At 69.8% G+C, this 23,742-nt stretch carries 20 protein-coding genes; 4 read left to right on the forward strand and 16 right to left on the reverse strand.

All coding sequences use genetic code 11. The annotated features are described in order from the left end of the window. Position 1: 1 nt before the first annotated feature. Positions 2 to 787: a cytochrome c oxidase assembly protein gene (locus tag ACOGXI_RS08395; protein ID WP_419938414.1), complete on the forward strand. Its 786-nt coding sequence runs from the start codon at positions 2 to 4 to the stop codon at positions 785 to 787. Positions 788 to 830: 43 nt separating this feature from the next. Here ACOGXI_RS08395 and cutA read toward each other — a convergent pair whose 3' ends face one another. The 5 genes from cutA to folE all read right to left on the reverse strand — a co-directional run bounded on the left by cutA (position 831) and on the right by folE (position 4,930). After that, positions 831 to 1,151, reverse strand: a complete 321-nt coding sequence (cutA, locus tag ACOGXI_RS08400; RefSeq protein WP_419938415.1) for a divalent-cation tolerance protein CutA — start codon at positions 1,149 to 1,151, stop codon at positions 831 to 833. After that, positions 1,148 to 2,974 (reverse strand): AMP-dependent synthetase/ligase, encoded by a 1,827-nt coding sequence (locus ACOGXI_RS08405; protein WP_419938416.1) that lies wholly within the window; start codon positions 2,972 to 2,974, stop codon positions 1,148 to 1,150. Before ACOGXI_RS08405 ends, cutA begins: the two co-directional genes overlap by 4 nt. Positions 2,975 to 3,037: 63 nt before the next feature. Further along, positions 3,038 to 3,511: a tetratricopeptide repeat protein gene (locus ACOGXI_RS08410; RefSeq protein ID WP_419940177.1), complete on the reverse strand. Its 474-nt coding sequence runs from the start codon at positions 3,509 to 3,511 to the stop codon at positions 3,038 to 3,040. Between the two features lie 97 nt (positions 3,512 to 3,608). Continuing rightward, positions 3,609 to 4,340, reverse strand: coding sequence for a hypothetical protein (locus tag ACOGXI_RS08415; protein ID WP_419938417.1), 732 nt, complete (start codon positions 4,338 to 4,340; stop codon positions 3,609 to 3,611). Positions 4,341 to 4,366: 26 nt separating this feature from the next. Then, positions 4,367 to 4,930, reverse strand: a complete 564-nt coding sequence (gene folE, locus ACOGXI_RS08420; RefSeq protein WP_419938418.1) for a GTP cyclohydrolase I FolE — start codon at positions 4,928 to 4,930, stop codon at positions 4,367 to 4,369. A gap of 397 nt (positions 4,931 to 5,327) precedes the next feature. Here folE and ACOGXI_RS08425 point away from each other — a divergent pair, with 397 nt between their 5' ends. Both ACOGXI_RS08425 and ACOGXI_RS08430 read left to right on the forward strand, forming a co-directional pair. After that, positions 5,328 to 5,612 carry a hypothetical protein gene (locus ACOGXI_RS08425; RefSeq protein WP_419938419.1) on the forward strand — a complete coding sequence of 95 codons (285 nt, stop codon included), beginning with the start codon at positions 5,328 to 5,330 and terminating at the stop codon, positions 5,610 to 5,612. Then, on the forward strand, positions 5,605 to 7,407 hold the full coding sequence (locus ACOGXI_RS08430; RefSeq protein WP_419938420.1) for an amidase: 1,803 nt from the start codon (positions 5,605 to 5,607) through the stop codon (positions 7,405 to 7,407). The genes ACOGXI_RS08425 and ACOGXI_RS08430 overlap by 8 nt, the downstream gene beginning before the upstream one ends. A 7-nt stretch (positions 7,408 to 7,414) precedes the next feature. Here ACOGXI_RS08430 and ACOGXI_RS08435 read toward each other — a convergent pair whose 3' ends face one another. Together ACOGXI_RS08435 and ACOGXI_RS08440 are read right to left on the reverse strand one after the other, a co-directional pair. Next, positions 7,415 to 9,319 (reverse strand): gamma-glutamyltransferase family protein, encoded by a 1,905-nt coding sequence (locus tag ACOGXI_RS08435; RefSeq protein ID WP_419938421.1) that lies wholly within the window; start codon positions 9,317 to 9,319, stop codon positions 7,415 to 7,417. Between the two features lie 83 nt (positions 9,320 to 9,402). Then, on the reverse strand, positions 9,403 to 10,623 hold the full coding sequence (locus ACOGXI_RS08440) for a DEAD/DEAH box helicase (protein WP_419938422.1): 1,221 nt from the start codon (positions 10,621 to 10,623) through the stop codon (positions 9,403 to 9,405). Between the two features lie 83 nt (positions 10,624 to 10,706). On the opposite strand from ACOGXI_RS08440, the gene ACOGXI_RS08445 reads away from it, so the two are divergent. Next, the gene (locus tag ACOGXI_RS08445; protein WP_419938423.1) at positions 10,707 to 12,506 is read left to right on the forward strand and encodes a M1 family metallopeptidase; all 1,800 of its coding nucleotides are present in this window, start codon (positions 10,707 to 10,709) and stop codon (positions 12,504 to 12,506) included. Here ACOGXI_RS08445 and lysA read toward each other — a convergent pair. The 9 genes from lysA to ACOGXI_RS08490 all read right to left on the reverse strand — a co-directional run bounded on the left by lysA (position 12,469) and on the right by ACOGXI_RS08490 (position 23,732). Beyond that, positions 12,469 to 13,833: a diaminopimelate decarboxylase gene (gene lysA, locus ACOGXI_RS08450; protein ID WP_419938424.1), complete on the reverse strand. Its 1,365-nt coding sequence runs from the start codon at positions 13,831 to 13,833 to the stop codon at positions 12,469 to 12,471. The genes ACOGXI_RS08445 and lysA overlap by 38 nt on opposite strands. Beyond that, positions 13,830 to 15,266, reverse strand: a complete 1,437-nt coding sequence (locus tag ACOGXI_RS08455; protein WP_419938425.1) for a Na+/H+ antiporter NhaC family protein — start codon at positions 15,264 to 15,266, stop codon at positions 13,830 to 13,832. Before ACOGXI_RS08455 ends, lysA begins: the two co-directional genes overlap by 4 nt. 38 nt (positions 15,267 to 15,304) lie before the next feature. Next, positions 15,305 to 15,910 (reverse strand): DNA-3-methyladenine glycosylase, encoded by a 606-nt coding sequence (locus tag ACOGXI_RS08460; RefSeq protein ID WP_419940178.1) that lies wholly within the window; start codon positions 15,908 to 15,910, stop codon positions 15,305 to 15,307. Then, the gene (locus ACOGXI_RS08465) at positions 15,907 to 18,123 is read right to left on the reverse strand and encodes an NYN domain-containing protein (RefSeq protein WP_419938426.1); all 2,217 of its coding nucleotides are present in this window, start codon (positions 18,121 to 18,123) and stop codon (positions 15,907 to 15,909) included. The genes ACOGXI_RS08460 and ACOGXI_RS08465 overlap by 4 nt, the downstream gene beginning before the upstream one ends. A 180-nt stretch (positions 18,124 to 18,303) precedes the next feature. Further along, positions 18,304 to 19,896: a class I adenylate-forming enzyme family protein gene (locus ACOGXI_RS08470; RefSeq protein ID WP_419940179.1), complete on the reverse strand. Its 1,593-nt coding sequence runs from the start codon at positions 19,894 to 19,896 to the stop codon at positions 18,304 to 18,306. Positions 19,897 to 19,907: 11 nt separating this feature from the next. After that, on the reverse strand, positions 19,908 to 21,035 hold the full coding sequence (aroB, locus tag ACOGXI_RS08475) for a 3-dehydroquinate synthase (protein ID WP_419938427.1): 1,128 nt from the start codon (positions 21,033 to 21,035) through the stop codon (positions 19,908 to 19,910). Further along, positions 21,032 to 21,526 (reverse strand): 2-amino-4-hydroxy-6-hydroxymethyldihydropteridine diphosphokinase, encoded by a 495-nt coding sequence (gene folK, locus ACOGXI_RS08480; RefSeq protein WP_419938428.1) that lies wholly within the window; start codon positions 21,524 to 21,526, stop codon positions 21,032 to 21,034. Before folK ends, aroB begins: the two co-directional genes overlap by 4 nt. A gap of 85 nt (positions 21,527 to 21,611) precedes the next feature. After that, the gene (locus ACOGXI_RS08485; RefSeq protein ID WP_419938429.1) at positions 21,612 to 21,812 is read right to left on the reverse strand and encodes a hypothetical protein; all 201 of its coding nucleotides are present in this window, start codon (positions 21,810 to 21,812) and stop codon (positions 21,612 to 21,614) included. 186 nt (positions 21,813 to 21,998) lie between these two features. Beyond that, positions 21,999 to 23,732 (reverse strand): hypothetical protein, encoded by a 1,734-nt coding sequence (locus ACOGXI_RS08490; protein ID WP_419938430.1) that lies wholly within the window; start codon positions 23,730 to 23,732, stop codon positions 21,999 to 22,001. Positions 23,733 to 23,742: the final 10 nt, after the last annotated feature.

Here is a 23,742-nt window from a genome sequence, read left to right on the forward strand (position 1 = left end):
GATGCAATGGTGGTGCGCGGCCCAGGGCATCCCGTGGGACTGGTCCTGGCGCCCCTATCCGGGCGTCTGGCTCTTCGTCGCGTTCCTGTGCCTCGCCTATCGCGTCTTCACCCGGGGCGCCGCGCCTTCGCGGAGCGAGATCGCCCGCTTCGCCGGCGGCGCGCTCACGCTCTGGGTCGCGCTCGACTGGCCGGTGGGCGCGCTGGGTTCCGGGTATCTGGCGTCCGTGCACATGGTGCAGTTCCTCCTCATCGCGCTGCTCGCCCCGCCTCTCATCATCGCGGGACTTCCGCGCGCGGCGCTGGAGCGAGTGCGCCGCGGCCGGGCGACTTCCGTCCTCGGGTTCCTCGCGCGACCGCTCATCGCGCTGCTCTTCTTCCATACGATCGTCATCGCGACGCACTGGCCGGAGGTCGTGGACGGTCTCATGGCCTCCCAGGCAGGCTCGCTCGCGCTCGACATGGCCTGGCTGGCCGGCGGACTCGTCTTCTGGTGGCCCGTCGTGAGTCCGATCCCGCACCGGCCGCGTTTTCCGCTCGGCGTCCGGATCTGCTACCTGATCGCGAGCACGGTGTTGATGACGCTGCCGTACGTCTTCCTGACGTTCGCGGAACTCCCCTTCTACGCGACGTACGAACTCGCGCCTCCGGTAGGCGCGCTCTCGGCGGGCGAAGACCAGCGGCTCGCGGGGCTGATCATGCGGATCGGCGGAGGCACGATACTGTGGACGGCGGCGGGTGTCGTCTTCTGGTTCTGGTACCGCTCGGAGAACGACGCGGCGGACTGAGCCGGACTGAGCTGGACTGAGCCGGGACCGAGCCGCGACGACGCTATTCGCTCACCTGTTCGGACACCCAGTCCACGTAGGGCGCGGAGCCGGCGGTCACGGGAATGAAGAGGACCTCCGGGACATCGTAGGGGTGGAGTTCGCGGATGCGCCGCTCGACGGCATCGCTGCGGGCCGCGGTCGTCTTGAGGATGCCGAGGGCTTCCGCCTCCTCGCAGACCTCGCCCTCCCATCGATAGACGGAGGTCACGCGGTCCGCGACGTTCAGGCAGGCGATGAGCCGCTCTTCGACGAGGGCCCGTCCCAGCCGCAGGAGTTGTTCGCGGTCAGGCCCCGTGATGAGCCCGGCCACGACGTCGCTCACGGGCGATCCCGCTCTTTTTCCCGCCCGCTCATGGCGTCCTCGGCCCGCTCGTAGAGCGCGTCGACCGCGCCGGCGAAACGGGTCTCGATCACGCGGCGCTTGACTTTGAGCGTCGGCGTCAACTCCCCGCCCTCGACGGTGAACGGCCCGGGGACGAGGAGCACGTCGCGCGGCCGCTCGTAGTGCGCGAAGTCCCGGCAGCGTTCCCGCACGGCCCGTTCGATCATGCCGCGCGTCCGGGCGTCCGTGACGAGGTCGGCGTCCGCCGCTTCCTCGACTCCGTGCAGTTCCGGACGGACGGCCCCGAATTCGGGCACGACGATGACGATGGGGAACTTTCGTCCGTCGCCGAGCATCACGGCTTCCGCCACCATCGGGTGCCGCTTGATCTCCGCCTCGATGGGCTGGGGAGCGATGTTCTTCCCGTAGGCGGTGATGATGAGGTCCTTCTTGCGGTCCGTGATCCGGAGGTATCCGTCCTCGTCGATCTCGCCCACATCGCCCGTGTGGAACCAGCCGGCGTCATCGATGGCTTCGGCCGTCGCCTCGGGCTTGTTGTAGTAGCCCGCCATGATCTGCGGCCCGCGGACGAGAATCTCTCCGTCCTCGGCGATCCGGATCTCGGTGCCGGGGATCGGTTTCCCGACCGTGCCGAGGCGGATGGCGTCGATCGGATTGAAGCTGACGGCGGGCGAAGTCTCCGTGAGCCCGTAGCCTTCGACGATGGGCAGGCGCGCGGCGAAGAAGAAGCGGGCCACGGCCGGCGCCAGCGGGGCTCCGCCGCTCACGAAGTACAGGATCCGTCCTCCGGTGCGGGCGCGCAGCTTCGAGAACACGAGGCGGTCGGCGAGCGCGGACTGGAGACCGAGACCCGGCCCGACCCGGCGTCCCTCGAGTTCCGCCAGCGCGCGGGTTTCGCCGACACGACGCGCCCAATTGAAGATCTGCTGCTTCGCCCCGCCCGCCGCCCGGGCGCTGGCTTCGGCGCTCTCGAGCACCTTCTCGAACACCCGCGGGACGGCGGCCATGAAGGTGGGCGAGACTTCGCCGAGATCGCGGGCCACCGTGGTCGGGGACTCCGCGTACGCGACGGTGACCCCCGCTTGCCACATGATATAGTGGCCGACCGTGCGCTCGAACACGTGCGCGAGGGGCAGGAGCGCGAGGGCCACGTGGGTAGAGTCCATCGGGAAAACCCGCAGCGCCATGTCCGCGTTCGAATGGAAGTTGGCGTGCGTGAGCATCACGCCTTTCGGGTCGCCGGTCGTGCCCGAGGTGTAGATGAGCGTCGCCAGGTCTTCCGGACGCGTCTTTCGAGCGTGCGTTTCGTAGGTCGACGCGAGCGTTTCGGGCGCGGACTCGCCGAGGTCGGAGAGGGCGTCCAGCTGCATCGTGGCGAGCGAAGACCCCTCGGGCGCTGTTACGGGCTCGAAGGCGATCGCCAGTTGCAGTGCGGGCAGTTCGTCTTCGATCTCCGCGATCTTGTCCAGTTGCTCCTGGTCCTCCACGAATACGGCGCGTGCGCCGGAGTCCGCGAGGATGTAGCACACCTGATCGGAGGGAAGCACCGGGTAGACGGGGACGGAGGTGAGCCCCGCCATGACGATGCCCCAGTCGGCCAGGGCCCACTCGAGGCGGGTCTGCGAGAGGATCGCGATGCGGTCGCCCGCTTCGAACCCCTTTGTTCGGAGCCCGAGCGCGATGGCCCGGGCACGGCGGCCGATGTCATCGGTCGAGGTCGAAATCCAGACGCCGTCGGCTCCCCGCGTCCGCGCCGCGTCCGCGCGGGGCCGGGAGAGCCCGTCGAGGAAGAGTTCCGGCAATGTGCCGGGCCGATAGTCTTCCGGGAGCGGACTCGAGACTTGCACGTTGCCGGTGGCGGGCCGCTAGTGGGCGGCCGATTCCGCGACCGGCACGCCGAGCCGTTGGAGGGTGCGCCGGGCATGCTCGAGATGCCTCGGTTCCTCCCGGTCGCCGCGCGCGTAGGCCAGGAACTCCTGAAGATGCCGCGAGGCTTCCCGCTCGGCGCCCTTCTTCAACAGCAGGAACGCCAGACCATAGTGCGCCGCCGTGCTGCGCGGGCGCTCCTCAAGGGCGGCGCCGTACGCGCGAACCGCATCATCGGTGAGTCCAATGTGCGTGTACACCACGGCCATCTGTTCCAGCGTGGCCGGATGCCGCGGGCTGTACTTCAAGGAAAGACGAAATGAAATGAGCGCCTCGTGGTAGAGTTCCTGCCGAACCAGTTCCACACCTTCCTCGTAGAAGTCCGGCCGCTTCCGTCGGCGCCTTCCGTTACCGTCCCAGATCTTCCTCCACACCATGCCACCCCCCCCCAAGAGCGAGTCCGGATCGTACATCTCACTCACACCACCTCCGCACATCTCCCACGAATCCCCACACGTCTGGCGACAGCGGATAATTATAGCGTTTTGTCAAGCTGTGGCAAATTGCGGACTACGTTTGACGACGTTCACCGACCCAGACGGTGGCGTCGGAGGCGACTTTCGCGAACCCGGACGCGGCGAGCGAGTCGAGGTCCTCCAGCGTCGGAGTCTCGACGACGAGGCGCGCGCCGGGCCGCGCGCAGCGCGTGATCTCGGACAGCGGCAGGGGAATGGGAGCCGCGAGCGCGATCCCGTGCAGCGCGCCGGAGCGAACCGGCCAGCGGAGCGGAGCGGCGCCCAGGAGAGGGTCGACGCCAGCCGCGAGATCCTCGACGGCCACGGCGGGCGGGGGGGAACGGCCGGCGGGATCCGGGAGCCAGACGAGCACCTCGAGACGGTCTCCGAGGCGGGCGATGGGAGGGGCGTGCGCGGCCAGCCTCGGGCCCAGGAGCACGACCATCCCGGCCCGGTCGCTCACGCCCAGCAGGGCCGCGAGGCGCAGTGCCCCCTCCGTTGCCGCCTCCGGAGCGGCCTCCCCGCCGGACCCGGCCGGATCGGGGATCGCCTCGGGCGCGGTCGCGGGAGGGCGGGTCGTCCCGGCGCCATGCGTGGCGCGGCGCGCGGCGTCGGAAAGGTCGAAGCGCATCGTCCCCCGACGGATGGGCACCTCGATCTCGCACAGGGGGCACCCCAGCCGTCCCTCGACCACGCGACGCGATTCCGCCCGGTCGACGAAGGCGACGAGCCCCGCCGACGCCCGGCAGTCGGGACAGTCCAGGACCTCAGCCAGTTCGAGAAACATGTCGCCGCCTCGCCGACTGCCCGCGCCTAGTCGCGCGAGTGTGCCAGACGGAGGAATTCCTCGCGCGTCCGGTGATCCCGGCGGAACAGGCCGCGCACCGCGCTCGTGATCGTCTTCGAGTTCTGCTTCTCGACACCCCTCATCATCATGCAGAGGTGAATGGCCTCCACGACAACCCCGACACCCTGCGGGTTGAGCGCCTCCTCGATCGCCTGCGCGATTTCCTCGGTCAGGCGCTCCTGAAGCTGAAGCCGGCGGGCGAACACGTCGACGATGCGGGGGAACTTGGAGATCCCGACGATGCGTCCGTCCGGGACGTACGCGATGTGCGCCTTGCCGAAGAAGGGGAGCATGTGGTGCTCGCACAGCGAATAGACTTCGATGTCCTTGACCATGACCATCGAATCGTGGGGTTCCTCGAAGATCGCCGTCCCGATGACCTCCTCGACGGTCTGGCCGTAGCCGCGGGTGAGAAACTCCAGGGCGGCGGCCACGCGCGCCGGCGTCCGGACGAGCCCCTCGCGGCCGGGGTCCTCGCCGAGCAGTTCGAGCTGTTCGCGGACGAGACGCGACAGGCGCTCTTCGCTCACGATCTCCTCCAAGAGTGCTCCGGGATCTCCTCCGACGGATGCGGGGCGCCGTCGCGCCCCGCCCGGGATGCAAAAGGGGCGACCCGTGGGTCACCCCCTCTGTAGGAATCGGATGCAAGGGGATTTCTTGAAGCCCTCCGCAACACGGTTCGGCCCCTCCCATCGGTTTCCGCCGTCCCCGCAGGGCATGACGTCCGCCTCCGGATCGGAGACTCTATGGGCAATTGTTGGCTCAAGAAATATGGCCTTGCATCCGTCCGCGTGAACGTTAGTGCCGCTTCGGGTCCGCGGCAAACCTTGCTGGCCCGAGGTTGGCGCGCGCGGTACCGGCGACCCCGGTGGCGCGTGGCGACCGCCGAAGTCATGATGCTTCCGAACTCTTCCCCACGGAGGCGCCATGGCCCGCCGACCCTCTCCGCCGATTTCCGTCACGTCGTCACAGGAGGTGACGGACGAACAACTCGACGCGTACATCCGCACGCGCCTCGCGCTCGCGGGCGTCGATCTCTCCGTGCTTCCCGACGACGATGAGGATGCGCCGGCCGATCAGCGCCGCATCATGGCGTCCGCGCGCCGCTTCCTGAGGTCGACGCCCGGGGCGATCGCCGATTTCGAGTTCGATCCCCTGGGGCCCGCGCCCGCCATCTATCCCGCCGAACTGAGCGCGTGGAACCGTGGGTGAGCTGAATCGGCGTCGTTTCCTCGAGCGGATGACGGCGCTGACCGCGACGGCCATTGCGACCCCTTCGACCCTGGGCGCGATCTCCGACGCGCGGGCCGGGATCGCGCCGGGAACCGACGGAGGGATCGCGCCGGGAACCGACGGAGGGATCGGAGCGGGCCGCGGGGCCGCGACCGGACGCGTCGGCGAACTGCACCTTCCGCCGGCGGGCCGTCCGCAACCTGCGGACCTGACCGAACTCACGCTCGCCGAAGCGGCGCGGCTCCTTCGTGACGGCGACGTGGGCGCGGTCGAACTCGTGGAGGCGTATCTCGCGCGGATCGGCCGGTGGGACCCCCGCTATCAGGCGTTCAACACGGTGGTTTCCCAGGCCGCGCTCGAGGCGGCCCGGACCGCGGACGGGACGCGCGGACGGGCGCCGCTGACGGGCGTGCCGCTCGCGATCAAGGACAACTATTTCACCGCCGGCGTCCGCACGACGGCCAACTCGTTCATCTTCGAGGACTTCGTGCCGGATTTCGACGCGACCTCGTGGGCGCGGCTTCGCGACGCGGGCGCGATCCTGCTCGGCAAGACCCAGATGGGACCGCTCGCGACGACGGCCGCCTCGACCCCCACGGGGGAGCGCACGACGGTGAACGCATGGGCCCCGTACCACGACAATGTGAGCCCGGGCGGGTCGTCGAGCGGGTCGGCGACGGCGGTCGCGGCGCGCATGGCCCCGTCGAGCACCGGGACGCAGACGGGCGGCTCGATCACGAACCCGTCGAACGCACAGGCGCTGACGGGCATCAAGCCGACGATGGGCCGGGTCTCGCTGCACGGCATCCTCCCTCTCACCTACACGCGAGATCATCCGGGCCCGCTGGCCAGGGACGCGGTGGACGCGGCGTTGATGCTGCAGGTCATGGCGGGGCCCGACCCGGCCGACCCCCGATCCCTCGGCCTCCCGCCGGTCCCGGACTACCTGGGGGCGGTGAGCGGGGACGGCGGCGCGCTCACGCATCCGGAGCGCGGAGGGGCGGTGCGGATCGGCGTTCTGCCGGGCTTCCTGGACGAACCGGAGCCCCCGGCGGACCCGGGGCCCGAACCGGACCCCGATGTCGACCGCATCGGAAGCTCGTTCCCGCGGCGGGAGCGGACCCAGGCGGCGTACCGTCGCGAAGTGGCGACGGCGGAGGCGCGGCGGCGCATGCTCGCAACGCTCGAGGACGCGGGAGCGGAAATCGTCGAACTCGACTTCCCGACCCACTGGGAGACGCTGACGAGCTTCAACTTCAACAACGTGCGGCTCCCGGAGCGCTCGGAGATCTTCCTCGAACACCTTCGGGACGACGTGAGGAAGTTCGGCGTCTCGCTCGCGCCGTGGGTCAACGGGCTGCTCCTTCCCGCGGCCGAGTACGTGCGCGGCTCGCGGGCGCGGCTCGTCCTCCTGGAGGAGGTCCTCGACGAGGTGTTCGGCCGCTGCGACCTGGTGACGCAGACCGCGCCCTACCCCTTCGACATGGTGGGGCTGCCGCTCATCGGCTTCCCGATCGGATTCGAGACCGGGTCGACGGGACACCCGAGACCCATCGGGGGCATGTTCGGCGCGGAACCCTACGCGGAACACCACCTGCTCGCCGTCATCGCGGCGTACCAGCGCGCGACGGACTGGCACCTGCGGCGGCCCGCGGACCCCGGCGCACTCCGGCCCGCCGACGGGGAGGGGGGCGTCCCCGGCGACGGCTCGGGCGGCCGGAGCCCTTCACCGGGGCGCTACGATCTGTTCGACGTGATGGAGCGCGGCGAATAGGGAGCGGTCACCATGCGATGCCGTAGTCGTCGCCGTGGTGGCTCGAGCCACCCCAGAAGGCGTCGTTCTCCCAGTCGAAGAAGATCGCGTTGATCGGCCCCGATGTGCGCTCCGCGAAGGTGAGTTCGTACCCCATCGAGTCGAGGGCGGAGCGGATCCAGGGCGGCGTCGCGTCCTGCAGCAGCATCCGTCCCGGGCGCGTCTCGTGCTGGCCGAATGAACCCCGCATCTGGTAGCTGTTCATGTTCGGCGCCTCGACCGCCTGCTGCACGTTCATGTCCCACTCGACCACGTTGAGGAAGAACTGGAGCAGGTTCTGGTCCTGTCCGTCTCCCCCCTGAACGGCGAAGGAGAGGAAGGGACGGCCGTCCTTGAGCGCCATGCCCGGCGTGAGCGTGGCGCGCGGCCGCTTTCCGGGTTCGATCACGTTGTACGGGTTGTCCGCCTCGTCGAGCACGAAGCTCTGGGCCCGCTGCGAGAGCCCGATCCCGGTTTCCCCGGCGACGACGGCGGGAATCCAGCCGCCGGAAGGCGTGATGGAGACGACCCAGCCCTCCGCGTCCGCCGCCTGTACGGAGGTCGTGCCGAGATAGAAATCCTCGTCGAGTTCCGCGTGATCGCCCGCGGACAGTTCGACTCCCTGTTCCGTCGTGACGGCGGCCCGCGTCCCCCAGCGTTCGAGCAGGTCGGTGAAGGGGTTCTCCTCCCCCTGGAAGGGATAGGGATCGCCGGGCCCCGCGTTCGGATCGTTCCGGTCCCAGTCGATGGCCTCGAGCCGGGCCCTCGCGTAGTCCTTCGAGAGAAGTCCCTCGATCGGTTCCGCGGGCGGGAAGTAGGGGTCGCCGTAGTAGAAGTCGCGGTCGGCGAACGAGAGGTTCATCACCTGATAGAGGGCGTGGAGATAGTTCGCGCTGTTGTAGCCCATGCCCTTGAGGTCGAGCTGCTCGGCCATGTTGAGCGCCTGCAGCATCACGGGCCCCTGCACCCAGGTCGTGAGTTTGTAGACGTCGATCCCCTTGTAGTTGGCGGTGACGGGTTCCTCCAGGTAGACCTGCCAGTTCGCCATGTCCTCCATCGTGATGAGCGCGCCGGCCGCCTGCGCGCCCGCGACGAAGTCCGCCGCGATTTCTCCCCGGTAGAAGGCGTCGTACGCGGCGTAGATCGCTTCCCTGCGGCTCGCGCCTCCCGCCAGTGCCTCGGCCTCGGCTTTCACGAGCCGTTCGAGCGTCCGCTTCAGTCCCGGCTGCCGAAAGATCTCGCCCTCCCGCGGGCCGGGGTTTTCCGCGTCGTCCGGGTGCGTGAAGTAGACATCCATGGACGACGGCCACTGCCGGATCTCATCCACCGTATTCCGGATGCGGCGCGCCGCGTCGGCCTCGATCGGGTATCCGTCCGCCATCTCGATGGAGGGCCGCAGCACGTCGGCGAGGCTCAGCCGGCCCCATTCGGCCAGCATCGTCATGAGCCCGCCGGGCGTGCCGGGGGTCACGGCCGACAGCGGACCGAACTCGGGCGGGAAGTCGTCGTGGCCCTCCGCGCGGTAGCGGTCGGGGGTCGCGCCGCTCGGCGCCGCGCCGAGGGCGTTGACGCCGATGACGCGCTCCTCTACCGGATGATAGATGAGCGCCTGCGTCTCCCCTCCCCACGAGAGCACGTCCCACATGGTGGAGGTCGCGGCGAGCATGGCGGCGGCCGCGTCGACCGCGTTTCCGCCCTGGTGGAACATGCGCGCCCCGGCGGTGGCGCCGAGCGGCTTGCCGGTGATCGCCATCCAGTGGCGCCCGTGCAGCACCGGCTTGGCGGTGCGCTGGGCTTCAACGACCGGGGGCAGAGCCAGGAGCAACAGAGCCGCGAGCGCGACGCGGGGCGTCATGACGTTGCGGGGAGAGCGGGAGCCGAGAGCGACAGACATGATGAAATCCTCCGGAAAGAAACCGCGCGAAACGACAGCCGAATATGGGCCCCGCGCGGCCCGGGGCGAAAGCCGGGCCGGAGCTACCGCCTGCGCCGGATCCCGCGCCGCAGGGCGGTGGGCTCGGGGCGCTCGACCTCCACCTCCTCGGGGGGCGGCGGCTCCACGTCGGGTTCGAAGCCGGGGACGACGCGGCGCTCGATCGTCTCGCCCAGCAGACGCTCGATGGCTCGGATCTCGACCCAGTCGCTCGCGGCCATGAGCGTAATCGCGTCGCCGGTGTCGTCGCCGCGGGCGGTGCGGCCTACGCGGTGCACGTAGTCTCTGGGATCTTCGGGCACGTCGAAGTTCACAACATGGCGGATGCCGCGGATGTCCAACCCTCTCGCGGCCACGTTCGTGGCGACGAGGACGCGGATCGAGCCTTCCCGGAAGCGGCGCAGCGCCTTGTCGCGCTGGTCCTGGTGCTTGCCGCCGTGCAGGCCCGCTACCGCGACATCGTGGGACCGCAGGTAGTCCGCGAGGTAGGTCGCCGTCACCCGCGTGCGCGTGAAGACGAGCACCTGTCCCTCCGGCCACTCCCCGAGCAGATGGTGAAGGAGGGCGTGTTTCTGCGACCAGTCCACCGGGTGAAGGACCTGGCGGATTCCGGCCGCCGCCGTCTCGCGCCCGATCTGGACTTCTTCGGGGTCGGTCATCAGTTGATGGGCAAGCCAGCGGACGCCATTGGGCATCGTCGCCGAGAAGAGAAGCGTCTGGCGGTCGTCCGGCGTGTGGCGAACGATCTCCTTCACATCGTCGATGAATCCCATGTCGAGCATGCGGTCGGCCTCATCGAGCACGAGGACTTCGACCCGGGACAGGTCCGCGTTCCCGCGCTTGATGTGATCGAGCAGGCGGCCCGGCGTGGCGACGAGCACGTCGCACCCGAACGCGAGTTCCGCCTTTTCGGGTCCCAGCGGCGTGCCGCCATGGACGACGACGGACTCGATCGAGGACACCGCGCCGTACGTCGTGACGGCGGCGGCGACCTGCTGCGCGAGTTCGCGCGTCGGCGTGATGACGAGGCCTCGCGGGGCGGTGGACGGTTCCGTGGCCGCGAGGCGCTGCACCGCCGGGAGGGTGAAGGCCGCCGTCTTGCCCGTGCCCGTGTGGGCGGTGCCGAGCACGTCGTGGCCGGCCAGGATGGCAGGGATCGCCTGGCGCTGAACCTCGGTGGGCTCGGCGTAGCCCGCCCTCGCCACGGCTTCGACGAGGTCGGAGGAGAGGCCGAGTTGGGCGAAGGGGTGCCCCTCCTCACTCACGGACGTAGAGTCTCTTGGATATGATGACCGGACTTCGTTTCGCGATGGAATCGGACAGACGTCGGGGCCGCGCCCGACGAAGCGTGCGCCGCCACGGTGGGGCGCGGCCCGTCGCTTCGCAAGACGGAGGGAGGCTCGCCGGGCCGACGCTCCGCCTCGCGGCTCTCGCCGTGTGCTTCCTCCCGGCCCTGTCGGCGGGGTGTCGTCCGGGCCCGGAGGGACCGCGCCCGCCCCGGATTCCGGCGGAGCAGGCGACGCTCGACCCGGCTTCGGTGGCCCCCGAACCGGGCATGGAGTTGCGCCGCCCGGCGGACCGCGCCGGCTTCGATATCGCGCACTATCGGCTCGAACTCGACCTCTCCCGTCCCGCCTCGGGAGCGTTCGCGGCCGTCGCGACGCTGCGGGGCGACCTCGCCGCCGGTGCGGATCGCGTGGACCTCGACTTCATCGGGCTGGAGGTGGCGTCCGTGACGATGGACGGCCGGGCCGTCGAGTACGGGCGCGGCGGCTCGGTGCTCACGGTCGGTCCGTTCGAGGCGACAGCCGCCGCCGTGGAGCGCGAGATCCGCGTCGAATACGGAGGTTCCCCGCAGAACGGCCTCTTCTTCGGCGCGGATCGCGACGGCGAGCCGGCCGTGTTCGCGGACAACTGGCCGAACCGCGCCCGGTGGTGGTTTCCCTCCAACGATCACCCCCTGGACAAGGCCACCGCCCGCTTCGAGGTACTGGCCCCGGCGGGGTTCGAGGTCATCGCCAACGGGCGCCTCGTGGAGACGCGTCCGGGGGCCGAGGGTGGGACAGTGTGGGTCTGGGAGACGGATTCCGGCGCGCCGATCCCCTCCTATACGATGGTCGTGGGGATGGCCCGCTTCGAGCGTCGCCCTCTCGGCGCGGCGGGCTGCGGACTCTCCCCGGCGGCGCCTCGTCCCGGAGGAGAAGGGGAGGCCTGCGCGGCCGTTTCCGTGTGGGCGCTGGCGGGCGATGGCGACTACGGGGCCGAACGCTTCTCGCGCGCGCCGGACATGCTCGACTTCTACAGCGAGCTGATCGGGCCGTATCCGTACGAGAAACTCGCCCACGTGGAGTCGTCGACCCGATTCGGGGGCATGGAGAACTCGAGCGCGATCTTCTACGGGCGCGGAGCCTGGGAGGAGCGGCGCATGGGCGAGGGGGTCATCGCGCACGAGACCGCGCACCAGTGGTTCGGCGACGCGGTGAGCCCGGCGTCCTGGAACCACCTGTGGGTCAGCGAGGGATTCGCGAGCTACTTCGGCCCGCTCTATTTCGAGGCCCGGGACGGGACGGAGGCGTTTCGGGCGCTCATGAGCGGGAGCCGCGAGGTCGCGGTGGGGTCGGACGTCGTTGGGCAGGCGATCGTCGACTCCAGCTCCAACCAGCTCTTCGACCTCCTGAACCGGAACAACTACCAGAAGGGCGCCTGGGTCCTCCACATGCTGCGCCGTCACATGGGGGACGAAGCGTTCTTCCGCGGGATCCGGGACTACTACGCCGGTCATCTCCACGGCGCCGCCCTGACCCGCGACGTGCGGGAGGCGTTCGAGCGCGCCTCGGGCCGCGAACTGGGCTGGTTCTTCGACCAGTGGGTCCACGGCCCCGGACACCCGCGACTCGAGGTGGAATGGGGCCCGGAGGCGGAGGATCTCGTGCTCTCGATCCGCCAGGCGCAGCCGGCGGAGTGGCCGGTGTTCACGCTCGATCTCGAGTTCGAGGTCGAGGGGGGCGCCGCCGATGGCCGTCGCGCGAGCGTGCGCGTCGACTCCCGGGAAGCGACGCTGCGCATCCCGGGCGCCGCGGGGGCCGACGGCGTGCGCTTCGACCCCGACGTCAGCGTGCTCGCGACGGCGGAACTGCGGCGGCGCTGACCGGGCGGGCGATCCGGGCCGCTTCCGGGCTGCCGAGCGCCAGGTCGCACGCCAGCAGGTCGTCGTCCGTTTCGCGGCGGATCACCTCCCGCGCCGCGCCGTCCCGCACGAAGATGACGGCGGGGCGTCCGACCCCGTTGTACCGGCTCGACATCGCGAACACGTAGGCGCCCGTGCCCGGGATGGCGAGCACGTCGCCCACCTCGGTGTCGGCGGGCAGCGTCGCCGACGGCACGACCACGTCGCCCGACTCGCAGTGCCTTCCCACGACGCGAAACGTCCGCCCGGTCTCGCCGAGCGCGCGCGAAGCGTTGAGCACCTCGTAGCTCGCCCCGTACAGCGAGGGGCGCGGGTTGTCGGAGAGCCCGCCGTCCACGGCCAGTGCCTCCGCGGCCCCATCGAGACGCTTGCGCGCGTGAACCGTGTAGAGGGTGAGCCCGGCGTTCGCGATCACGGACCGGCCCGGTTCGACGATGAGCCGGTACGCGCCCAGCCGCGCCGCCGCGTTGGACCGGCGCAGGCCGGCCCGCAGCGCCTCGGCATACCGCCGCGGGGAGGGCGCCACTTCCCCGGCGCGGTAGGGCGCCGCGAGCCCGCCCCCGAGATCCAGGTCGACCATCTCGGGAAAACAGAGCCGCAGCGGCGCCACGAAATCCACTGCCGCCTCCGCGACCCGGGAGAAGAGCGCGGCATCCCGAATCTGGCTGCCCGCGTGGATGTGGACGCCCGTCAGGCGCCACCCTCCCGCGCCCGCGATCCGGCGCGCGACGGACCCCGCGATGGCCGGCGACATCCCGAAATGCGTGCCCGGCCCCACGGTCCGCACCTTCTCGTGCGTCTCCGGGGTCAGATCCACGTTCAGTCGCAGGAGCAGGTCGGGACGATGGTCGGACTCTGCCGCGGCCGCGGCCCTCCGGAGGTCATCGACCTCGGCCGGATGGTCGATGACGACCCGGCCCACCCCGTACCCGACGGCTCGTTCCAACTCGGCGGCCGATTTGGCGTTCCCATGGAGGATGACGTCGCGCATCGGGAAGCCCGCTCGCCGCACGAGTTCGAGTTCCCCGCCGGAGACGACGTCCACCAGCCAGCCCTTCCGGGCCAGAATCCGCACCAGGGCCCCGCACAGGAAGGCCTTTCCGGCGTATGTCAGTCCGGCGTCCGGTCCGAAGGCGGCGCGAAAACGGGCGAGACGGTCTTCGAGATGGCTTTCGTCGACGACGACCAGCGGCGTCCCGAATCGGACGGCGAGTTCCGTCAGCCCTACCCCGCCGACGCGCCCTCGCCCGCCGGTCTCGGTCCATGAGACGGGCAGGACGTGCTTCACATCAGGGCTCCGACGACGGCGAAGCCCGCGGTCGCGATGCCTCCCGCGACGAGCGCATAGGGAATCTGCGTGCGGACGTGCTCGATGTGATCGGTCGCCGACGCGAGCGAGGCGATGATCGTCGTATCGCTGATCGGGCTGCAGTGGTCGCCGAAGATGCCACCCGACAGCACCGCGGCCACGAACGGCGCGGGCGGCAGGCCGAGGGCGTTCGCGAGCGGGACGGCCACCGCGAGCATGATCGCGAACGTCCCCCAACTGCTTCCGGTGGCGAAGGCGATCACGCCCGTGACGACGAACACGAGCGGCAGCAGCACCATGAGCGGGAAGGTGTCTCCGACGACGCCCGCCGCATAGAGACCCGTCCCCAGCGACCTCGTCACATCGCCGAGCGACAGCGCGAGCCAGAGCACCACCGCCATTCCGGTGAGCGCCCCCGCCCCCTTCAATCCCACGCGACTCAGCGCTTCGATGTCGAGAGAGCGCTGCCCCAGAGCCAGGAGCCAGGCCAGGGCCAGCCCCACGAGCACCGCCCACAGCACGCTCGTGGTACCGGACCCCTCCGCAATCGACCCGCCCCCCGTCACCCACATGAACAGCGGCATGGAGACGACCATGGCCGCGATGGGGATCAGCATGTTGCGAGGCTTGAGCGCGACGCCCTCGGGCGGCGGCGGCGCGATCTCCTCCGGATCCGCGAGCGCCACGGCGTGGTCCCAGTGGAGACGCCCGTCCCGCGTGCGCGCCTCGGCTTTCTTCATCGGGCCCCAGTTCCAGCCCCGGAAGGCCGTCAGGCCCGCGAGGACGAGGGCCGCGACGGCATAGAGGTTGAGCGGAATCGCGACGAGAAAGACGCCGAGCGGGTTGGCCACGCCCTGCTCGGTCAGGATCCCGAGAACCAGCGCGCCCCACGCGTTGAAGGGGATGAGGATGCAGACGGGCGCCGAGGTCGAGTCCACGATGTAGGCCAGTTTCTCTCGCGAGATCCTGAAGCGGTCGAAGAGGGGCCGCGACACGGAGCCCGCGACGAGGATCGTAAGATTCGATTCGATGAAGACGACGATCCCGATCAGCCAGGCCATGATCTGGGCGCGCCGGGCGTTCGTCACCCAGCGGGCTTCCTCGACCCAGCGCACGAAGCCTCGCATGCCGCCATTCGCCTCCACCGTGGCGATGAGGGCGCCGATGAGGAACGTGAAGACGATGACCCGCGCGTTGCCCGCGTCGCCGAGCACGCCGATCGCGCCATCGATCGCGCCCGCGGCGCCCGCGGCCGGGTTCCAGCCGGAGAGAATCGTGTGTCCGAGCCAGATGCCGGCCGCCAGCGAGAGGAAGACCTGCCGCGTGTAGATCGCGAGCCCAATCGCCAGCAGCGGAGGGAGAAGCGAGGCGAAGCCGTACGTACCGACCTCCTGCAGAGCGATTTCGGCCATTCACGTCCTCCCGGGGTTCCGCCGCCCGCGGGGGCGGCTCAGCGCTTCGAGACCCAGCGGCTCCGTCGATCGTAAAACCTGAGGGGTTGGTCCGCCGCGCGCGAGATCCCGACCCGCGTCGTGACCCGCACGACCGCCTCCGGGACGGGCTCGCCCCAATGCACGGAGAGCGGGGGATGGTCAAGTCGATGCCCCTGCATGTCGGGACCCACCGCGAGCGCCTGGGCGAGCCGGGCCGGGCCGTTGGTGAGTTCCGCTCGGCCGCGGCGGCGGCGCATGACATCGATACCCTCGGTTGGCTCGACGGCCCGCAGGAGGACGCCGGCCGGGAAGCCCTCCGGTCCCGTGACCACGTTCAGGAGCCAGTGGATGCCGTAGTTGCGGTGGATGTACGCGGTGCCCGGAGGTCCGAACAGCGGTGCGTTTCGCGCCGTGCGGCCGATCCGCTCGGCCGCGTGGCAGGCGTCGTCCTCGGGCCCCGTGTAGGCTTCCGTCTCGACGATCCGGCCGGCGGTCCGCTCGCCGGCGCAGTCGGAGCGCACCGTGCAGCCGAGCAGTGCCCGGGCCACTTCGACGGCGGAGCGAGAGAGAAAGTCGGCGTCGATCGGTCCGGACCGAGGGCCCGGACCGGCCGAGTCGTTCAGCTTTCCCGCTCTGCTCGCCGGGCTGCGCGGACCACTTTCGCCCGGCCTTCCGAGAGCACTTCGGTCAGGCGCGCCGGCTCGGAGTCGATGACCTCGAACACTCGGTCGCCGAAGTGGTCGAAGAGCACCTCCGCGGTCCGCTTCCCGACGCCCGCATAGTTGCGGACCATGTGCCCGATGGGTCCCCCGGCGGGCTTCGCGGCCGGCTTGGCGGCGCCGCCGGCCGACTTCCCGGCCCCTCCGGCCTTGCGTGCCGCGGGCCGGCTGCGAGTCGGAGCGTCCGCGCGCTTCGCTTCCTTCTTCGCCTTGCCCGTGGCCGGTTCCTCATCGGCGACCGGGCCGATGCGAGGCGCGCCTGCCTTCTTCGCCGCACTCGGCGCAGCGGTCCGCCCGCGGGATCCCGACCGGTAACGCCCGAGCGTGCGCCGGGAAGGCGTCTTCTCCCGGGCGCTCGGCTGGCTTTCCCGGGCTTCCGGCTCGCGCTGCGGCGTGGGCGCCGCGGGCTCCTTCTTCGGCGTCGCCTGCTCACGATCCGGCCTCGGGGCCCGCTGTTCCCGCGCCTTCGGCTGGCCGCGGCGCGCGGCAGACCTGCCATCTCGCTGATCCGCCCGGCCCTGATCCGCCCGGCCTTTCGCGGCCGTCCTTGCGTCCTGCGCGCCGGCCGGGTCCTTCCCGGCGCGTTCGGCTCGAGGCGGCTCCGACTTCCGCTGCTGAGCCGGCGTTTTTCGCTGCCTCGGCGTGTCCGCCCCGGCCGCCGGAGACGATGGCGCACGCTGCGGCGCCGGCTTGCTGGGGGGCGCCGGCTTGCTCGCGGGCGCGGCCCTGCTCCCGGGCGCCGGCTTGCTCCGAGGCGCCGGCTCGCTCCTGGGCGCCGATCCGATCCCGAAGCGGCCGAGCGTCTTGCGTGCGGCCCTCGCCGCAGCGGACAGCGCGGACCGCCCGCCCCCATCGTCCTCGCTTGCGGGCGCCGTCGGCTCCGCCCCGCTCGCCGGCGCGGCCGGCGCAGCCGCCACGGTCAGATAGTGATTGCCGTCCTCGTGCCGCGACATCGCGACGACGCCCGCATCGTGCGCTGCCCTCAGGAACAGGCTGAACTTGCTGAAGCCGAAGGTGCCCTCATCGAACGTGGCGTCGTACTGCAGGAGCTTGCGCTTGACCATCGAGTCGCGGACCGGGGCTCCGTTCCGCGAGAGCTCGGCCACCGCGCGCTTCAGCGCCTCGTAGGCGCCTTCGACGGCCGGAGCAGCCGAAGATCCCGTCACCTTCGCCGACGGTTTCCCGGCTTTCGCGGGCGCTCGCTCGCTCGAGGTTTTCGGGGCGGACGCACGGCCGCGGCCGGAGCCTCCGCGGCGTCCACGCCGACCGCGGCTCCTGGCCGTCGGGGTCTCCGCCCGGGAGGACGCCGCCTCGCCGCCCGCCGCCGACGCTGATGCCGACGCCGACGCCGCGCCGGAAGGCAGGCCGACATCGTACTGGCCGTTTTCCCGCTTCTGCAGCACGATCCGCCCGCGTTTGGCCGCTTCACTCAGGAATCGGTTGAATCGGGAGAAACCGGTCGTCTTCTCGTCGAAGCCCGGATCCATCTCCAGCATCACCTGCTTCAGCCGATCCGACCGCATGACATCGCCGCGCTCGGCCATGCGCGCGACGGCCCGGCTCGTCAACTCCCACGGATCGTGCTTCTCGGTCTGCGTTTCGTCGGCCGACTGGAGTCCCGACACCCGGTTGTAGCTGTAGTACTCGTCGCAGTTCTGGACGAGGATGTCGGATGCGGACTCCTGGAGCCCCACGCCGATCACGTACTTCCCGTACTCCTTCAGCTTCAGGACGAGACTCGAGAAGTCGGAGTCCCCCGAGAAGAGAATGAAGGTCGCGATCTCGGGGCGCGTAAACACCAGTTCGAGCGCGTCGATCGCGAGTCGGATATCGGTGGCGTTCTTCTTCGACGACCCGTAGGCGGGCGCGAAGATGAGATCGATGGAGGACTCGGAGAGCGGCACGATGTACTGGGGATAGCGTCGCCAGTCCGCGTACGCCCGCTGTACGGCCACCTTGCCCCGGATGATGTCCGAGTCGAGGAAGTTTCGGAGTTCCTGGCCCAGGTTGGACCGGATCCCCATGGTGACGTTGTCGAAATCGATGAGAAGCGCCGCGGCAGCTGCCATATCGGCGGAGGAGCGCCGATGGGGCGCCCGCATGTACATGTCGTTCATGTCCTCTTGTTCCGTTCGTTGTCGCGAACGGTCCGGCGAGGCCCCTCCGCCTCGCCCCCGGTGGCGGGGGGGATGGTGAGAGGGGTCTACGGACCACGGTTCGCGTTTTCGCCGGTCCGGCCGCGGGCCGCTTTGCCCGACGACCGCCGCGGCGATCTGGTTCCGGCAGCCCGTGGCTGCCTAGTCGGCCTCCGCGCGTATGACGCGGGCCAAGCTCACGCGGCGCGCTTGTGCGCTGGAGGCTTCCGGAAGCTCATCCAGAAAGTGAATGAGATCCGGCACTCTGTGCTCTGCCAGAGACTCGTGGCAGAAATCGCGGATTTCGTCGGCCGTGATCAGGGCCCCTTCGGCAGTGATCACGCAGGCGCAGATGAGTTCACCCAGCACGTCGTTGGGGATCCCGAGAACCACCGCTTCTTCCACCGCGGGGTGGGACCGGAGCTGCGCTTCGATTTCGGCAGGGTGTACGCTGTTACCCCCGCGAAGAATCACGTCGCTCAGGCGACCGACGATATGCAGGTAACCCTCGGGGTCGACCATCGCAAGGTCGCCCGTCTTCAGGAAGCCGTCTTCCGTCATGGTTTTTCGGGTCTGGCCGGGCTGACGGAAGTACCCGTGCATCACGTTGAAACCACGCACGGCGAGTTCACCCACGGACTCGTTGGGGAGTTCCCCGCCGGCCTCATCGAGCACCCTGAGCTCGACCCCTTCGAGCGGGCGGCCCACCGTGTGGGCTCGCTTCGACTCGGGATCCGACCGGGTCGTGATCGAGACCGTGGGGGAGGTCTCGGTGAGACCGTAGGCGCTCTCGAGATCGGGGACCAGGCGACGGCGCAGGTCGCGCACCAGGACATCGCCGACCGGGGCGCCCGCGATGAGCCCGGTGCGCACGGAGTCGGGCCGGGCCCCGCCGCTTTCCAGCGCCCGCAGCAGCATCACGAACATGGTCGGGACACCGTGTACGACCGTGGCCTCGTGCTCCCGCGCAAGCGCGAGCGCGCCCGCCGCGTCGAAGGTCTCCTGCAATACCAGCGCCCCGCCGGTGCCGAGCGTCGTGAGCAGGGCGGTGAGCCCGAAGATGTTCGGCAGCGGGACGATGCACAGCGTCCGGTCGTCGCCGTCCAACCCCAGCCGCGCGGCCGTCGCGAGGGCGGTCCGCACCAGGTTGTCGTGCGTGAGGACGACTCCCTTCGGAGCCCCCGTCGTCCCGGGTGTGTACAGAATCGCGCAGGGATCCCGGTGCACGTCCACATCCGCCGGCGGGACTTCCCGGCCGCGGCCGCTCGCGATGAGGTCCTCGAACTGGAAGATCCGGTCGTCATACCAGAGATCCTCCTCTCCGACCGTCACCACGTACTGCAGGTCCGGCAGCCCGCTGAGGAGGTGCTCGAACCGCTGGAGATAGTCCACGCCATCCCAGTCCTCGGCCGAGATCGCGACGGCGGCTTCGGAATTCCGCAGCGCGAAACGCAGTTCGCGCGCCGAGCAGTTCGGGCCGATGGGCACGAGGATGGCGCCCGCTTCCGCGACCGCGAGGACGGAGATCACGAATTCGGGCCAGTTGGGCAACTGGACGGCGACCCGGTCCCCGGGCTCGACCCCCAGGTTGTGAAGCCCCACCGCCAGGGCGCGCGCGTGCGACGCGACGCGGGAATAGCTCCACGACCCGCCCCGCGCGAGTATGCAGGGCGCGTGCGGGCTCAACTCCGCGTGTCGGGCGAAGAGATCGGCGATGCTGAGCGCAGTGGTCGGTGACGGTTCGGCCGGGATCACGTCCGACAATCTCAAACTCGCCGGGCTGGGCGTAAAGCCGTCGCGAGCGGTTCTCCGAGATCTTCCTCGCCCAGAGCGAAGCTGTGTCGTCCATCCGCGTCGGTAGCCACCTCGCCGAGTCGCGAAAGGAATACGCAGCGGATCCGGTCCAGGCGAGCCTTCTTGTCCTTCGACATCGCATCCTGAATCTCGGTTGGCTCGCGGTCGGTCTCCCAGTCGCCGCCGAGCCCGCACGCCTCCAGCAGTGCGGCGAGCTGTTCGGAGGTGCCGCGCTCCGTAATCCCGAGCAATTCTCCGAGGCGCGACTCGGCGCGCATACCCGCGGCGACGGCCTCGCCATGGAGGAGTTTGTAGCCTTCGAGCGTCTCCAGAGCGTGGCCGACCGTGTGTCCGAAGTTCAGGATCTCCCGCCGGCCCCGCTCCAGCGGGTCATCGCCGACCACCGCCGCCTTGTGCCGCACCACGCGCTCGATGAGTTCCGAGGCGGCCTCCGGGTCGCCGCTCGACAGCGCCGCGGACCCGCTCACCATCCAGTCCCAGAGTTCCGCATCGAGAATCGCCGCCGTCTTCACGGCCTCCGCCAGCCCGGCGCAGCGCTGGTGCCGCGGCAGCGTCTCCAGGACGGCGGGATCGATGAGCACGGCCGATGGGTGATGGAAGGCCCCGATCAGATTCTTGCCCGCCTCGGTATCGACGCCCGTCTTGCCCCCCACGGAACTGTCCAGCATGGCCAGCAGCGTCGTGGGAATCTGAACGACGGGAACGCCGCGCATGTACGTGGCCGCGACGAAACCGGCCAGATCCCCCGCGACCCCGCCTCCGAGCGCGACGACGGCCGAGTCGCGACCGAACCGCGCCTGAAGCATGCGATCGCTCAGCGCGGCCCACTGCTCGCGACTCTTGTTCCACTCGCCCGCCGGGAACGAGAACAGATCGGCGGCGAGACCCGTCTCCTCCAGGCGGGAGACGATCCCGGCGCCATAGAGCCGCGCGACCTGCGAGTCCGCGATCACGGCGTAGCGGTGCGCCGGCGCATGCCGCCGGCAGACCGATGCGGCTTCGGCGAGCAGCCCCGGTTCGATGTGAATCGGGTAGCTCCCGCCTTCAGTGACCTGAACTTCCAGCGTCCTGCGGCTCATGAACCTCCATCGGAAGCGCCCGCGAGGCGCAGGTCCGTGAGGGTGACGCCCGCCGGGTCGAGAGCGGTCGCCAACTCGGCGATCGAGCACCCGAGCGCGGGATGTCGCCAGGCGCCGGCAACCTCCGCCAGCGGCAGGAGAACGAAGGCCCGCTCCGCCAGCGCGGCGTGTGGAATCGCGAGGTGCGGCGCCTCGACAACTTCGTCCGCGTAGAGAAGGATGTCGAGATCGAGAGGGCGGGAGGAGAATCTCGGCGCGTCCGGGTCGCGCCCCGCGTCCGATTCGAGGTCCTTGAGCGAGACGAGCAGGGCGTCGGGCTCGAGACGAGTCCAGCCGACGCAGCAGGCGTTCAGGTAGGCGGGCTGGTCCAGGCCGTACGCGGGCGCGGTCTCGTAGACCCTGGAGAACCGGGGCTCGACCAGCACCTTCTTCGCCAGACACCGTGCGGCGGCGCGCAGATGGTCGATGCGAGAACCCAGATTCGATCCCATCCCGACGGCCACTGCCCGCAGCGAGGCGTCGGCGCCGGAGGATGGCAGGCCGGACCCCGTCAGGGCGCGCTGGGCGCCCGAATCGCTAGCGGCTCTCCGGGAGTATCGGGACGATGTTGTTCCCCGGATTCGTGTCGCCCGGCTCATCGAGCGCGGTGTCTTCCGTCGAATCAACGGCCGGAACCGTGGGCCCGACCGTGAGGTCCAGACACCCGGTCGTGGACACGCCGGCCAAACCGATCAGGACTGCGCATGTCGCCAGGAAGTGCGTGGCTCTCGGTCTCATGTATGCCTCTGTATGCTTGCTCGGGACCATCTCCGTAGCCGGAAGCTAGTGCGGCGGACGACCGCCACACAACGAGGAAACGTCCGAAGTCCCGCTTTTCTGACACGTCCGGCCGCGGACGCGAAAGAGGCCACCGGGGACGAACCCGGTGGCCTCTTCCATCGGCCCGATGTACCGCGGAGAGTGCTAACGCACGACGAGATCGGCGTTCGCCGCCCGCCGCTCCACGGCCAGGCTCTTCTGGAGACGTTGCAGCGCGAATGCCGCCCGCTGCAGCGCGGAATCGAGACTGCCCGGAACCACGGCCGGCGGTATGGGGCTGCCGGCCGAACTCGGTTCACCCCCGCCGAAGGTGTAGATGTCCCGCTGCAGAACCTCGAGGTCGGCGGCCGGCATCGGCAACTGCAACGCCGTCCCCGCCGGCAGGATATCGTTGCGCCGTCCGTGCCAGAACTCCAACCCGCCAAAGACGTTGAACACGTTCTCGAAGTGCTCCCACCACATCGCGTCGCGCAGGTTGCCGCAACGTCCCTGCACGTCGTACCGCTTCCTCGGCGTGCACTCGCCCGCCGCATTGGACGGCACCGCGTCCGTCGGGTTCGCCGGCGCGGGAGGCAGGCCCGCCTGGGCGCGCGTCACGTTGATGACGTCGGCGGCGCCCCCGAAGTTGCCCATGCGGTAGTGCCCCTCGGCGACGTAGTGGTCCATCTCGTTCGACGTCATGGACTCCATCGTGCCGAACTCACACCGGCTGCAACTCAGAGTGTAGTGCTCGTACCGCGTGTCTCCGTAGTGCGACTGGCGGTACGTGCCGCGCTCCGGCCGGAAGATGATCGTCGCGTTGTACCGGGCGACCGGACCGGTGGACGCGGCCGTCGGACTCACGCTCTCCCCCAACGTGCCGTTCTCGTTCACCGCCGGGAAGCGCTTGTCGTCGCCGAACGTGAGCCTGCGGGCCGTACGCTGTTCCGTCGGTGTCGAGAGCCAATCCTGATACTCCCCGCTCTGATCCGCCATGCCGACCCAGTCCATGTGCATCCGGTGCCAGGTATTGTTCTCCTGCATGAAGATCTTGATGCCGCTCCACCACGGAGTCCCGGAAGATCGGTCCTCACCGATTACGACGACGTCGCGCATCCCGTTCTGCGCGTCCTGTATGACCTTGCTCCAGTTCACGCCGGCGGCCTCGGCGTCGGTTCGGGGCAGGTTCGCCGCGCAACGTGCCTTCCAGCTCACCAGATAGTCGGCGAACTGGTTGTTGTCCCAGGGGTTGCCGTTGATCCACGTGTCCGGAAGCGTGAACGAGGACGCGCGAACCGCAGCTTCCGCCTCGTCCAGCCTGTTCATCGCGTACGCGAAGACGGCGTTGTAGTCGGCCGTCTCCAGTTCGCCCGTCAGATCCGTCGTCTCGTCGACGATGAACGCCTGGTCGTACCACAACGCCAGCAGACAGGAGAGCATCGCCTGACTCGCCATCGCGAACGCGCGTGCGCGTGCGTTGCGCTCGCCTCCGGGGCCGATCTCGAGACCCTCGTCGATGGCCCGGATCCCGTCCGAAGCCCCCGAGATGCCGGAGTAGGCGTCACCCCAGTTCCCCTCGAATATGTACGAACTGCCGTACGAGGGGGAGTTCGGCAGCGGCTCGCGGGGCTCACGACCGAGGTCGTTCATCCCCATGTTGCCCCACGTCGCCGTGTGGCGGCTCGACATGTGGTTGAATGCGAAGTTCGCGTTGGTCCAGTAGTGCCCGATTTCCCAGACCTTGAGGAAGGAGCTCGCGATGAGCGTCTCCACATCGTCCGGGCCGGCCAAGGCGCGCGCCCGGTCCGGCTCATTCGGGTTGTCGACCTGCAGGTCGCAGCCCGAAAAGCCGACCGTCAGCGCCAGCGCCAGGGCCGGTAGTGTCAGCTTCTTTTTCATGACCCCTCCA

This window comes from Candidatus Palauibacter sp. (genome assembly GCF_965208055.1).
Taxonomy (GTDB): domain Bacteria; phylum Gemmatimonadota; class Gemmatimonadetes; order Palauibacterales; family Palauibacteraceae; genus Palauibacter.

Excerpts from the sequence above, each read along its gene's own strand:
- ACOGXI_RS08395 (WP_419938414.1), top strand. The coding sequence starts at position 2 with ATGCAATGGTGGTGCGCGGCCCAGGGCATCCCGTGGGACTGGTCCTGG.
- ACOGXI_RS08410 (WP_419940177.1), bottom strand. The coding sequence starts at position 3,511 with ATGTACGATCCGGACTCGCTCTTGGGGGGGGGTGGCATGGTGTGGAGG.
- ACOGXI_RS08415 (WP_419938417.1), bottom strand. The coding sequence starts at position 4,340 with ATGTTTCTCGAACTGGCTGAGGTCCTGGACTGTCCCGACTGCCGGGCG.
- ACOGXI_RS08425 (WP_419938419.1), top strand. The coding sequence starts at position 5,328 with ATGGCCCGCCGACCCTCTCCGCCGATTTCCGTCACGTCGTCACAGGAG.
- ACOGXI_RS08435 (WP_419938421.1), bottom strand. The coding sequence starts at position 9,319 with ATGTCTGTCGCTCTCGGCTCCCGCTCTCCCCGCAACGTCATGACGCCC.
- ACOGXI_RS08455 (WP_419938425.1), bottom strand. The coding sequence starts at position 15,266 with ATGGCCGAAATCGCTCTGCAGGAGGTCGGTACGTACGGCTTCGCCTCG.
- ACOGXI_RS08465 (WP_419938426.1), bottom strand. The coding sequence starts at position 18,123 with ATGAACGACATGTACATGCGGGCGCCCCATCGGCGCTCCTCCGCCGAT.
- aroB (WP_419938427.1), bottom strand. The coding sequence starts at position 21,035 with ATGAGCCGCAGGACGCTGGAAGTTCAGGTCACTGAAGGCGGGAGCTAC.
- folK (WP_419938428.1), bottom strand. The coding sequence starts at position 21,526 with ATGGGATCGAATCTGGGTTCTCGCATCGACCATCTGCGCGCCGCCGCA.
- ACOGXI_RS08485 (WP_419938429.1), bottom strand. The coding sequence starts at position 21,812 with ATGAGACCGAGAGCCACGCACTTCCTGGCGACATGCGCAGTCCTGATC.
- ACOGXI_RS08490 (WP_419938430.1), bottom strand. The coding sequence starts at position 23,732 with ATGAAAAAGAAGCTGACACTACCGGCCCTGGCGCTGGCGCTGACGGTC.